This is a genomic window from Granulicella sp. S156, from assembly GCF_009766105.1.
In the GTDB taxonomy this organism is placed as follows: domain Bacteria; phylum Acidobacteriota; class Terriglobia; order Terriglobales; family Acidobacteriaceae; genus Granulicella.
In genome coordinates, this window is the sequence record NZ_LMUH01000009.1 from 234,711 (window position 1) to 247,232 (window position 12,522).

10 protein-coding genes and 1 pseudogene are annotated in these 12,522 nt (G+C 57.5%); 4 read left to right on the plus strand and 7 right to left on the minus strand.

What is annotated here, in order from left to right:
• The first annotated feature begins 262 nt into the window (after positions 1–262).
• Positions 263–1,615, plus strand: a complete 1,353-nt coding sequence (locus GSQ91_RS08590) for a hypothetical protein (RefSeq protein WP_158821115.1) — start codon at positions 263–265, stop codon at positions 1,613–1,615.
• 76 nt (positions 1,616–1,691) lie between these two features.
• Here the strand turns inward: GSQ91_RS08590 and GSQ91_RS08595 are convergent, their stop codons facing one another.
• The 4 genes from GSQ91_RS08595 to GSQ91_RS08610 are packed head-to-tail and all read right to left on the minus strand — an operon-like array spanning position 1,692 to position 4,428.
• Positions 1,692–2,246 carry a cysteine hydrolase family protein gene (locus GSQ91_RS08595; protein ID WP_158821117.1) on the minus strand — a complete coding sequence of 185 codons (555 nt, stop codon included), beginning with the start codon at positions 2,244–2,246 and terminating at the stop codon, positions 1,692–1,694.
• 37 nt (positions 2,247–2,283) lie between these two features.
• Complete coding sequence (locus GSQ91_RS08600; RefSeq protein WP_158821119.1) at positions 2,284–2,592, minus strand: hypothetical protein; 309 nt, start codon at positions 2,590–2,592, stop codon at positions 2,284–2,286.
• Positions 2,593–2,627: 35 nt separating this feature from the next.
• Positions 2,628–3,974 carry an MFS transporter gene (locus tag GSQ91_RS08605; RefSeq protein ID WP_254064432.1) on the minus strand — a complete coding sequence of 449 codons (1,347 nt, stop codon included), beginning with the start codon at positions 3,972–3,974 and terminating at the stop codon, positions 2,628–2,630.
• Positions 3,975–3,990: 16 nt separating this feature from the next.
• Positions 3,991–4,428, minus strand: coding sequence for a MarR family winged helix-turn-helix transcriptional regulator (locus GSQ91_RS08610; RefSeq protein WP_158821121.1), 438 nt, complete (start codon positions 4,426–4,428; stop codon positions 3,991–3,993).
• A 231-nt stretch (positions 4,429–4,659) separates the two neighbouring features.
• Between GSQ91_RS08610 and GSQ91_RS08615 the strand changes: the two genes are divergently transcribed.
• On the plus strand, positions 4,660–4,986 hold the full coding sequence (locus GSQ91_RS08615; RefSeq protein ID WP_158821123.1) for a PadR family transcriptional regulator: 327 nt from the start codon (positions 4,660–4,662) through the stop codon (positions 4,984–4,986).
• 9 nt (positions 4,987–4,995) lie between these two features.
• Positions 4,996–7,644 carry an ABC transporter permease gene (locus tag GSQ91_RS08620; RefSeq protein WP_158821125.1) on the plus strand — a complete coding sequence of 883 codons (2,649 nt, stop codon included), beginning with the start codon at positions 4,996–4,998 and terminating at the stop codon, positions 7,642–7,644.
• A gap of 78 nt (positions 7,645–7,722) precedes the next feature.
• Here GSQ91_RS08620 and GSQ91_RS08625 read toward each other — a convergent pair whose 3' ends face one another.
• Together GSQ91_RS08625 and GSQ91_RS08630 are read right to left on the minus strand one after the other, a co-directional pair.
• The gene (locus GSQ91_RS08625; RefSeq protein ID WP_158821127.1) at positions 7,723–10,614 is read right to left on the minus strand and encodes a glycoside hydrolase family 38 C-terminal domain-containing protein; all 2,892 of its coding nucleotides are present in this window, start codon (positions 10,612–10,614) and stop codon (positions 7,723–7,725) included.
• Positions 10,615–10,829: 215 nt separating this feature from the next.
• Positions 10,830–11,480, minus strand: coding sequence for a response regulator transcription factor (locus GSQ91_RS08630; RefSeq protein ID WP_254064434.1), 651 nt, complete (start codon positions 11,478–11,480; stop codon positions 10,830–10,832).
• Between the two features lie 222 nt (positions 11,481–11,702).
• Between GSQ91_RS08630 and GSQ91_RS08635 the strand changes: the two genes are divergently transcribed.
• A complete protein-coding gene (locus tag GSQ91_RS08635) occupies positions 11,703–12,170 on the plus strand; it encodes a hypothetical protein (protein ID WP_158821129.1) in 468 nt (155 codons plus the stop codon).
• Between the two features lie 73 nt (positions 12,171–12,243).
• Here GSQ91_RS08635 and GSQ91_RS08640 read toward each other — a convergent pair.
• Positions 12,244–12,428, minus strand: a pseudogene (locus GSQ91_RS08640) (Tn3 family transposase); the annotation flags it as partial.
• Positions 12,429–12,522 lie beyond the last annotated feature (94 nt).

Consider the following 12,522-nt stretch of genomic DNA (forward strand, 5'->3'; position numbering starts at 1 on the left):
CGTGCCACCAACCCACGATCCGACGCCCCCCTTTCTGTTTTGTCCCGTTTGCTCGTAATGCGCCCAACATTCTTTTCCGGCCGGTGCGTTCTGCCCCCGGATTCAAGCAAGATTACCTGTGCGTAAATCTACGCCATTGTTTGCGATAATAAACGTGACAACAAGAGCTGCTGCGTACGCACCAGCGGCTCGACTGCCTGCCTGTGTCACTCGCCCTTTCGGCATTTTGGCCTTATCCCACTCCCCACGCAGGACCTGATATATGCAGCTATGGACCGACTATGAAGGCGTCACCATCGACGGCGCTTTCCTCTTGAAAAAACTTCTGATGCCCGAGGGCCGCAGTGCGTTCTACAGCACCACCGGGACCACGGGCGAGCCAACGGTGCTGCGCCTTATCGAGTGCCACTTCGATGAGGAGGAGATTCTTGCCCGCTGGCGTTGCGTGGAGGCGTTGAACCATCCGAACTTCCTCAAGTTCGAGAGCTTCGGACAGACCGAGATCGATGGCCGCCCAGTCGTCTATGCCGTCCTGGAGAAGGTGGACACGAATCTTGCCGAGGTCCTTGACCAAGGCCACCTGACGGTCGAGGATGTGGCGCAGTTGGCATCCAGCCTGGTGGCAGCGCTCGATGTGCTGCACACCCATGGCTTCATTCACGAGCACATCGAGCCGCGCAATATCTTTGCCTTGAGCAGCGTAGTCAAACTGCGCAGTGACTGCATCCGCGAAGCGCCGGAGGGCGAGGAAGGCCGCGTCGCGAAGCAGCGCGACGTGCGCGATCTCGCAACCGTGCTCCTCCAGGCACTTACGCAACAGGCATCGGTTGAGGGCATTCCCGATTCCGCTATGCCTCCGCCGTTCGGCCAGATCATCCGCAATGGACTCGATGGCACATGGGGACTGGAGAACATAAAAGCCGCTCTCGGACGCCAGTTTGGTTCGAATCAACCTACAGCGCCGAAATCGGAGAAGGCGGCTCCGGCAACGACAGCCGTGGCCGAGCAGAAGACTTCGGGTGCTGCCCCCAAGCAGTCTATGCAGCCGGAGGCGCAGCTTCCTCTCCCTCTCCTCAAGGAGGACCGGAACGCGGGATCTGCTCGCGCAACCGCGCACAAGGATACCTGGGGCGAAGAGCAGAGCTTCTCGCTGAACTCCCGCTGGCTCGGCATCGGTCTTGTTGCTGTTCTCCTGCTTCTTTCCGTATGGGGACTTGCGCACGTATGGAATGCGCGTCAGCACCCAGCCCAGCAGGCTGCCGCCGTTTCGCAACCAGCCGCTCAATCGGCGGAACAGACCGCGGCTAGCACTGCTCCCAAGCCCGTCACTGCGGATCTGCCGCGCGAAAGCCTCCCCGCATCGGCTGACTCCCGCGCCGGTTGGCGCGTGATCACCTTCACCTACAACCGCAGCACGGACGCGGAGAAGAAGGTCTCCGAACTCGCACATAGCCATCCTGAATTGGAGCCGGCGGTCTTCAGCCCCAGCGGGCACGCTCCGTACCTGGTTTCCATCGGCGGTGTCATGGACCGGGATGCGGCCTATGCTCTTGCGCACCGCTCTCGTTCCCTGAGGTTGCCGCACGACACGTTTGCGCAGAATTACAGCCATTAGCTAGCTTTTTCTTGCGATGTCCGGAAAATGAAGTTTGCTGGAAACGGTGTTTTCGGCAAACTGGAGAGTTGCGTCTTTAGCTGCGCAACAGCTTCAACACGTTTTCAGTTGTGTCTGTCTCTCCCAGCCGAGGGAAGACCTTCTCGATGCTATGACGATGCACTTCAGCGTCCCGGTCCGTCATCGCATCCACGACAAGCACAACGTTGTAGCCATGATCGAAGGCGCTGCGTCCTGTCGCTTCCACGCCGCTACCGGTTGCTATGCCCGTCAAGAAAACCTGGCTTACACCGCGCCCGCGCAGGTACTCATCCAGCCCGGTCCCGATGAATGCGCCTGGCCGCTGCTTGCTGACGAGGTAATCGTCGGGATGCTGCTCCAACTCGGGGACAAGCTCAGCCCAATTATCTGGAAATGAAAAGTTGCGAGGTCCGGCGTCGGTGCGGCCAGGAGCAGGCGCCGTCACGTTGACCAGAACGACGGGCAGACCGCGCTCGCGAAAGGCGCGGGCGAGCTGGGCAGACCGATCGACGATCTCAGCGGTGGAGTGCACGGTCGGCATGGCGACGATGCCTTTCTGCAGGTCGATCACGATCAGGGCCGCGGTGGTATCGAGTGTTGTGAGAGGCATGGTTGTTCCTTTCGAGGGTGGAGCGCTTGCGCGGGGGTTACTGGGCGTGTTTCTTGGTGAAGGAGACGCTCGCCATGATGCTGATGACAGCGATACCTGTGAAGAAAATAAGAAGTGCCAGGGTGTTTCCGCTCGAAACTTTTCCGAGCCGAAACAGGAGGAAGCCGGCGACTAAATTAGCGAGAGCCCAGACAACGTTCACCGTTGCCGATGACAGTCCTCTTCCGGGAGGTTTCGCAAAGGGGGTTGGGAATCGGTTGCCAGAGATGCCGTGCACGTAATGAGGCACGACGTTGGCGAGAAACATTCCGGCGAAGAAGCAAGCGATGTAGCTGTGCCAGTTCATGGTGGTCTTTTCCTTTCGTGCGGCTCACTGGAGAGCTATTTAGCGGGTTCCAGTATGTCGGGGTTTATGGTGATGTCGGGCATGGGCAGCAGCCCCTTCTCCTGGTAGATCGGTCGCATGATCTTTCGGATCTTGGGCAGTTCGAGCGTGAACCAAAGCGATCCGGCGATGCAGAACGTGCCGGTCACGAGGACGGTGTGCGGTGCTCCTATCCGGTCAGCCAGCGCGCCCGCGAACAAGCTGCCGAACGGCGCTGAACCAAAGAAGGCCATGGTGTAGTAGCTCATCGCGCGAGCACGCTTATCTTCCGGCACCAGCGATTGAATGATCGTGTTGCTGGCGGACGCGGTCTGCAGCATGCCGAAACCGACGAAGACCATGAGGACGAGCGATAGCCATAACGTATGCGAGAGGCCGAAGAGAATTAGTGCTATTCCGAGCATCGCAGCAGCAATCTGGATCATGCGCGTGAGCCCGACAACCGACTTCCGGGCTGCCAGCGAAAGTCCCGATGCGAGCGCGCCGACACCGGCGGCTCCCGTAAGCCAGCCGAGAGTGGTTGCACCGCCGTGCAGTACCCTGGCGGCAAAGACTGGCAGGAGCACGGACCAGGAGTAGCCCATAAGACTGACCAGCGAGAAGAGCAAGAGGATAGTTCGGATAGGCCGGAAGGTACGGACGTAGTCCCAACCCTCGCGCATCTGTTCGAACATGCTGGCTGTGCTGCGGCGCAGGTCTAACGGTTTGATGTGCATCAGCAGAAGCGATGCGATCACGGCAATATAGCTGAGGCCATCGATCAGGAAGCACCAGCCTTCACCGAAGGCTGCGACCACCAGGCCGGCGATGGCCGGGCCGATCAGCCGGGCACCGTTCGCCATCGACGAGTTGATGGCGATGGCATTGCTGAGGTCATTGCGATCCTCGACCATCTGTACGAGGAAGCTCTGGCGTCCCGGCATGTCGAGCGAATTGATCAAACCCTGCAAGGCGGTGAGAGCGATGATCTCCCAAAGAGTGATGACGTGGGCCAAGGTCAGCGCTGCCAGGGCAAGTGATTGAGCTGCGGCAGCCGCTTGTGTCCAGACCAGCAGCTTGCGGCGGTCGAGCCGCTCGACCCAGACCCCTGCAAACGGCCCCAGTGCGAAGGAGATAAATTGCCCTGAAAAGCTGACAATGCCAAGCATCAGCGCCGAATGGGTCAGGTGGTAGACCAGCCATGTTGTAGCCAGCCGGGTCATCCAGGTGCCGATCACGGAGATGCTTTGGCCGAAGAAGAAGAGTTTGAAGTTGCGGTGCCGCAAGGCTCGCCAGGCATGCGACAACGAACTTCCCGAGAGAACTTTTTTCTGTGGATCGGAACTGGTGGTGGGCTTCTTCACAGGCTATGTTCATTTCTCACTGGGGGTCGCTTTCGACCATGCGCTTGATGATCCTGCCGGCCTCGAACAGCGTCTCGCGTTCCTGCTCATTGAGTTGGGCGAAGGCTTGTGCCATCCACGTTCGTTTTGCGTCGGTGGCGCTCTTTTCCTCGGCGGAACCCTTAGGTGTCAGCTCAAGATTTACCTGGCGGCCGTCGGTGGCATGCGGCTTGCGCGCGATCATGCCCATCTCCTCAAGCGACGCGACGATGGTTCGCATCGACTGCGGCCGCATGCCTTGTGAGCGTGCCAGGTCGGCGGTAGTGGCAGCGCCGTCTTTGGCGAGGCGCTTCAGAACGGCAGTTTCGGTCCAGGAGAGCTCGTGCGAAGCGCTGGCCGCGCGGGCACGCCGCACCAGTAGCCCAATAGCCTGTCCAAAGTCGGTGATAGCGGTTTCGTTGGTCTTTCGTGGCATGACAGAGTCAGTGTATGCAAAGAACAGTCAAACTTGCAAGTTTGACTTGCAAGTTTTGCTGTTAGTAGGCGCTATTGTGCTTGCCGTCACCGACGGAATGGAACCGTCCGCGTGTCTGAGCTGGAGAAATCGAATCAACCTCTTGCCCGCTAAGTGCAACTGGTTCTCACGTTGACATGCCAAGACGTCTATGGGTAGGATGAGCTATCCTAAGATGTCTAGGTGTCAAGTATGGCAAAAAACGATCTTCAGGGAACACTCGATCTATTGGTCCTCAAAACACTGTCACAGTCGCGGGAGTTGCACGGCTATGGGATTGTGCTGCATATCCAGCGAGCTTCGGATGAATTGCTGCGCGTAGAAGAAGGATCGCTTTACCCCGCGCTTCACCGCATGGAACAGAGCGGATGGATTAGCTCGGAATGGGCGATGACAGAGACCAATCGCAAGGCGAAGTATTACAAGTTGACTCCTGCTGGGCGAAAGCAGTTGCAGGACGCTGAAAAGAGCTTTGAACAATTGGTCAAGGGTGTCCGCGCTATGCTGCGGTACGCGTGAGGTGATCGTATGTCGCTTGTTCGCCGTATTGCGAATCTGCTGATTCGCTCCAGAATAGATCGGGAGATCGACGAAGAACTGCGGTCGCATCTGGAGATGCGGGTTGAAGACAACTGCGCGGCTGGGATGTCACGAGAGGAGGCCCGCCGGGATGCGTTGCTTCGCTTTGGAAACCCGATCGTCATCAAGGAAGAGGTTGCAGAGGCTGACGCCGCGTTGGGTCTGGACAGCTTTGGAGTTGACGTTCGCTATGCGGTGCGCCAGCTGCGGCGTTCGCCAGGTTTTGCCTGGACTTCCATTGCGATTCTGGCGCTGGGAATTGGCGCTTGTACGGCAATCTTCAGCACGATAAAACCTATCCTGCTTGATTCATTACCGTACCCACACGCCAAACAGATCATGATGATCTGGGAGATGAGGGGCGACGGTGGCCCAATGGGCGTAAGCTTTGGCACGTTTCATGGGTTGGCAGAGCGGAGCCAATCTTTCACTGCGATGGCAGTGATGAAGCCGTGGCAGCCAACGTTCGTTGCGACCGACCGGGCAGAACGATTTGAAGGTCAACGTGTCAGCGCGAACTACTTCCGAACGTTGGGCATATCGCCCTTGCTAGGCCGAGACTTCAATGCGTCGGACGACAGGTTCCATGGCGCCAATCTAGTGATCCTCAGCGAGAGGTTATGGCGTCGGCGCTTTGCGGGAGACAAGGCCATCGTGGGACAACAGGTGCGGCTCGACGATGATAGCTACACCGTAGTCGGCGTGATGCCCCCACAGTTTGAGAACGTGTTGGCCCCCTCGGCAGAGCTCTGGGCACCGCTGCAATATGACCCATCCCTGCCGTCGGACGGCAGGGAATGGGGACATCATTTACGCATGGTAGGACGGCTTAGACCCGGCATCAGCAGGGAACAAGCCAGAAGCGAATTGGATGTGATCCTGCCGGCGCTTGTACAGGCGAATCCAAAGGGCTATGACAGCTCGGGCGGTGCTTCGGCCGGAATGATTGTGAATGAGCTGCAGAGCGATCTCACCAACAGTGTTCGGCCCGCTCTGCTGGCGGTCCTCGGAGCGGTCTTCCTGGTCCTGTTGATTGTCTGCGTCAATGTGACGAATCTTCTGCTGGCACGCGGAGCGCAGCGGGAGGCAGAGTTTGCGATGCGCACCGCTCTAGGGGCCACACAAACTCGGCTCATCCGCCAGATGGTTACGGAGAGCCTCTTGCTGGCAAGTCTTGGCGCGGTCTTCGGGATGGCGGTAGCATTCACTGGGGTACGAGCGCTGATCGCGCTCAGTCCACCAGCGTTGCCACGGGTAAGTGCGATCCGTGTCGACGTCACAGTATTTCTGTTTGGTCTCGGTATCACTACATTGATCGGTGTCGTGGTTGGGTTGGTTCCGGCGTGGCAGGCCTCTCGCAAAGACCTGCACACCGCGTTGCGGCAGAACTCGCGACGTACTGCTGGCGGCCGCCATTGGATGCGCAGCATTCTTGTCATAGCGGAGGTGTCTCTGGCTGCGGTACTGCTGGTCAGCACGGGACTGTTGTTGCGCAGTATGCAGCATCTCTTCTCCGTTGATCCTGGCTTCGATACTTCGCATCTGCTGACGATGCAGGTGCAAGAGTCAGGTCATCGATTTGATAAGGATGCAGCTAGACTCCAGTTTTTTACGGAGGCGCTCGAACAGGTACGTCAGGTACCCGGCGTACTCTCGGCGGGTTTTAGCACCCAGTTGCCGTTGAGTGGAGACGCTGATACGTATGGTGTCGAGTTTGAAGGAAAGAACAATGAGGTCGGGGATCCCGCGCTTCGCTATGCGGTCACGCCGGGGTACATCGAGGCGATGCACATTCCGCTCCGTCGCGGACGCTTGCTCAGTGAGCACGACGAAGCCGGTGCTCCTGCTGTGGTGCTCATCAGCGAATCGCTGGCGACTCGGGAGTTTCCCGGACAAGACCCCATTGGCCGGCGGGTTCGTGTGGGGCCTGACGCTGGCCATGCGGACAAACCATGGGCCACCATTGTTGGCGTGGTGGGCAATGTGAAGCAAGAGTCGCTGGCGATGGGCGACGAAGATGCTTTTTATATCTCCACGAAGCAATGGGCATGGGCAGACAGCGCGCAGTCTTTGGTGGTGCGGACACGCGGCGATGCGGCTGCGCTTGCTCCTGCTATCCGCGATGCCATATGGTCCGTAGACAAGGATCAGCCCATCGTACGGCTTGCTACCATGGACAACCTCCTGACAGCTTCCGAGGCAGAGCGGCATTTCGTTCTCCTGCTGTTTGAAGCCTTTGCGATGCTGGGATTAGTGCTGGCAGCAACTGGCATCTATGGCTTGCTCGCTGGGAGCGTCAGTGAGCGAACCCGTGAGATCGGAGTTCGTGCCGCCCTGGGAGCTTCGCGTGGCAGCATCCTTGCGCTGGTGATTCGCCAGGGCATGACGCTTACTGTGTTTGGATTGTTCGCTGGATTGCTGGGGGCAGTTGCTGCGAGCTCTGGCATCGCAGCGCTGTTGTTTGGCGTGTCCCGATTCGACCCGGTCACATATGTTGGCGTAACGGCTCTGCTGATCTTTGTATCTGGTGTTGCGTGCTTCGTTCCCGCGCGCCGGGCCGCATCCGTCAATCCAGTCGAAGCCTTAAGAGCTGAATGAAAACATGTCGGGTAATGCGGGAACAGCATACGCATTACCCGACATGTCACTCTCGAACTCCTGCGTGTGAAGCTAACGTCACGCACGATCGTCGCGCAGCGTTACAAGATCCCAACCTGCAACCGTGACCTCGTGCTCCAGCCGTTGCAACCGCTGTTCGCTAACATCGCTCAGCCACATCTGCGGAGCTTCAGCTGACCACGTTACTTTCGCTTTTCGCTCTTCGCCGGAGGCGCCGAACAACCGGAGCACCCAAGCCTGGCCATCTTCACTCGTCTTAAGTGCCTGTGCCAACACATCCTGAGGTTCAACCTTTAGCAGCGGTGCTTTTAGCGCCCCCGCACTCGCCACCGTCGTCACAAGTGGCTGCGAGAGCCCAATGGCGAACCGGCTGGAAGCCGCAGCATCGTACCCCTCATGTGGTCGCAAGGCATATCGAAACTCAACTACGCCCTCCTGGTACGCGCGATAGTTAGTCCCCCAGTGATTGTTCATCACCCACGAATAGAACCGCTGCGTCGGCGCAATCTGCTTCCGCCAGGCATTCGGATCCCGCTGAGACCCGAGCATATTCGCTGTGATTCCACCTACCTCTACCAGTGGCGCATCCAGGGTTACCCATGTCACGCCATGCTCGGTGTTGGACACGTCCACCCATCGTCCTACAGGCAGCCAGTTTTTGCACGAGCCCGGCAGTTGATCGAGTTCCGTCCGCATCACGGCCAGCGGCACATCGATTCGCATTGTGCCCTCGCGCACCGCGAAAGGGAATGCAAACTGCACGCTCTCCTTTGCCTCGCGCTGCGCAAAGTCATCCCCGGGCCCACCCTTGCCCGGATGAGGGTTCAGCGGAGCCCGCTTCTTGTCGACGACATTCGTCAGTTCCACATGATCCTCGCCCGCAACCAACCGAACTCTCCGCACCAGACTGTTACATCCCGGCGCACTCGACTCGACTCGCACCGAAACTACCAGTGGTCCTATCTCTTCGACATGTACGGTAGCCGCTCCACTCTGCTGCACCTTCGATACATCGCTACCCTCGAGGAAGAGATACTCGTTGGCGCCCTCTCCCTTACTGCGATCGACGAGGTTTTCCGTTTTCCCGTGCAACGTTAGCTCCACGAGGTTGCCACTCACCGGATCGATCTTCACGCGCACGATACCGTTCTCGAGCACGCCTTCCGTGAACGTCACATGCTTCGCTGGAACTTGCGCCTTTGCCTTTGACAGATGAAACCGTGCACTGCCAAAGCCCGGGACATTCTGCGCCACAAATGCCAGCTCTCCTGTAGAGAGTCTTTGTGAAGGCACCGAAGCGCCATGTTCAGTCTTCACGTGGTCCCCCGCTGTGGACAGGGCCGCCGCCAACACTACCAACTCACTTCGTGTCCACGATGTCGAATTATGTACATCGATCGCCGCGGTGTCCGCGCCAGCCGCAGGCAGTACATCAGCGAGCAGCGCCCTCGATAAATTCTCTGCATCCACTGCAAACTGTCGTTTCACATCCCATTGTTTCTTCGTAAACGGGTTCTCGGAGTCCGACACGCTGCACCACGCGCCCCACGTGTGTTCCGAGTAAAGCAGAATGTTCCTCCACGCCTCGTTTACTTTCGCGTTACGCAACACGGTCGGCGAGAACATCGCACCCAGCGCCTCGGACTGAGTCAGCCTGTCCGCCGCCACGCGACTCATCTTCGTCTCCAGCGACGACGACGCTGCGCCGTCCTCCCAGTAGGGCGTCAGGTCTCCATGCTTCTCCGGTATCTCCGCTCCATGCCGCTTCTCAAACGCCGCAAAGGCCTCGCTCGTCGATGAGATATGAAACTTCGGCCACTCGTACTCTTCGTTCCATCCCTTGATGAACTCGCTCAACTCTGGATCAGGCACTGCATTATCCCCATGCCCCGACCAGCGAATGTAGGAGATGTCGTACTTGAAGCCCACCGTGTCCAGGCGGTCCTGATAGGCCCCTACCCACTCTGAGCCCAGTTTCATCACGTGTGACATCGCATACCCTGTCCACGGAATCCACACCAACACCTTTTCTTTACCCGAAGGTGAAACCGCCCAGAACGGCTTGTCCTGCCACTCCACCATCAGGCTCCCGATGCGGTCAAAATAATTCGGTGCGGCCGAAAAATACCGTATTCCCGCCTCAGCCATTGCGCTCACGGTACCCCACGTAAAGCCCGGCACATCGCTCAGCATCGCCGAGTCCACACGCACCCCACACGTCTTTCCCAGCTCTGTGCCATAACGAAACAACTGCACCAGCTCCTCCGGCCGGCATAGCCCTGTCAACTCATTCGCATACATCCCGTTCAGGCTCACCCAGCCATTCTTCACTGCAGCGATAAACGCATCCTTCTCAGCTTGAGACCGCCGCCGCATAAACTGGTCTGCCCCCCACAGCACTTCCAGGTTCCACACAAACCTCGAACCCTCTGGATAGCCTGCGGTCTTGCGCGCGAGCTCCATCCCCAGCGTGATGTTCTGCGTCTGCTTCTCTTCCACATCGGCCTGCAGGTCCGTATATCCAAGGTCATGATGCGAGTGCGGCAGCACATACACCAGCACCTTGCGAACAGGTTGTAGCTTCACGACTGCCGAACTTGTGGTGTCTCCCACCGTCACCGTTACCGCGCCATCTCGAGCCTCCGCCACCGCAGCAATCAACACCTGGAACGTGTGATGCCCCGCAGACAGTGTTCTCCGGTCAATCTCCATTCCATCAAGCGTCGTCACCACCTCAGCGTCTCTGCCAGCAGGCTGCACAGAAATCTGAATCGGTTGCATCGGCTTTCTGTCCTTCCGCACAAGCCCACGAATCCCGACCGCCAGCGGAAGCTTGGCTGCCTTGTTCTCATCTTCGATCGCAAGTGCCTGCAAGGAGGACGGCCCCATGCACAATGCACCCCCCGTCACAATCGAAAGCCCCTTCAATACATCCCTGCGCTTCATCATGAATCACTCCCTGTTACAAATTGTTCGGACACCCGCTATTACTTCTCCAGCAGTAGCTTGCACCGCAGGGTATGCAGGATGCAAGACCTTCGCCAGCTCAGTCGTGGGGTTGATGGGTGGACCTGATTGTGATTGAACCGACGACTTCTTCCATTCCATCACCAAAGGTGAATGAATATGGGCAGGGACCTGCCAAAGTCGCTGATGAATCTTATTCACTCGGACATGCGCAAAAGGCCGCGGTTGATCGCTCGTGTGACTGCTTCGGTTCTGTCGTTTGCGCCTAGCTTCACAAGGCAGTTCGTGACATGATTTCTGGCCGTCTTGTCGCTGATATAGAGCTTTTCTGCGACCTGCTTGTTGGTTAAACCTTCTGCGACAAGAGCAAGCACTTCCAGCTCCCGCTGCGTCAGCTCTTCATGGGCGACGGCCTCGGAGAGCCGCACCGCAATACGTGGTGGAATATATCGCTTATTCTGATGGACCATCTCCACGGCATGAACGATCTCTTCCTGAGGGGTACTCTTCAGCAGGTATCCCATGGCGCCCGCCTGGAGAGCCCGCAGGATGTACTCATCCTGCTCGTAGTTTGTGAGTACAAGAATTCGTAGGCTTGGCTGTAGACGGCGCAGCTGAAGGATCGCTTCGACCCCCTCCACCTGCGGCATACGCAGATCCATCAGGACGACATCCGGAACACAACGGGTCACTTCCTCGATGGCCTCTTCTGCTGAACTGGCCATGCCGCTGACGATGAAGCGCCTGTTACTTTCCAGCAGCGTTTTTAAGCCGACACGAACAACGGGATGATCGTCGACGATGAGTACGCGGAGTTGATCTACATAGTTGGGGGATTCCGAAGACACGTTGCACCTGAGTCGAGAGCATACGTGAACTACCTCACGTATGTCATTTTGCCCATATGCCCGGCGTGCAGCATGACGTACGCCCTCTCGCTGTCTAGTTCATATGACCCATGCAAGGTTGGGTGTTCTATCGCATTGTGCGAACACCTCCAAAGACACTATTGTTGTGCCCGGCGACAAGAAGACCATTTCAGCTTCTATGCCTTGTAAGGGAGGTTCAACGTGAAAGTCTTGAAAAAGCTATTACTCTCAGGGGCTGCGCTTCTAGTCTGGACGAGCGTAGCCATGGCTCAACATAATGGTAGTTATAGAGATTTTGATAGCAAGAGCGGTCTTGCCAACGCAGTGGATACGACAGCGAATACATCCAGTGTAGGAGGCTGGAACATCCTTGCTGTTGCCTCAGATTCTGTCTGGGAGACCCAAACAACCAATGAGGTGACTAGTTGTAACGTAGCGCCGGATGATTCTTGCACTCTTACGGTTTATTGGCCAGTTTCATTTGCGAATTTGTCTTACAGTGCTGCATGTACGATAAGTGGAACTGAAGGATCTAATTTCACGGTTTCTTACACGCTGTATACAGGAAAGACGGAAAGCTCCCAGACAGTTATATTCTATATTTCCGATCAGTTCCTTAACGAACAAGCCTTTGTGAATTTCAGTTGCACCGCTACCGGCGATGTTTAGTAACCCAACCTCAAATTGATCTTATTGGATCCACTCCCAATAAGGACCGACTCAGCAAACGGAAAGCCGTCCGCTAAGCCGGTTGCAGCGGCCTGAACTTGTCAGCGCCGATCTCGGCGCTGTTGCGCCACAGGTAATCTTCGGCCAGGTTGATCTGTTCCCAATTGAGCGGCGACAGATATTGCGACAACGCGTCACATCGACAGCATGGCCGTGGTCACGCACGGCGGTCGCCGCCCTCTCCAGATAGACCGTATTTGGGGTATGGCAACGATTCGCGACAAAATCGGCCACAAGAAGACAATTTCAGCTCTGTCCAAAGGATTCTTCTCATGCCATGCAAGGTTTTATT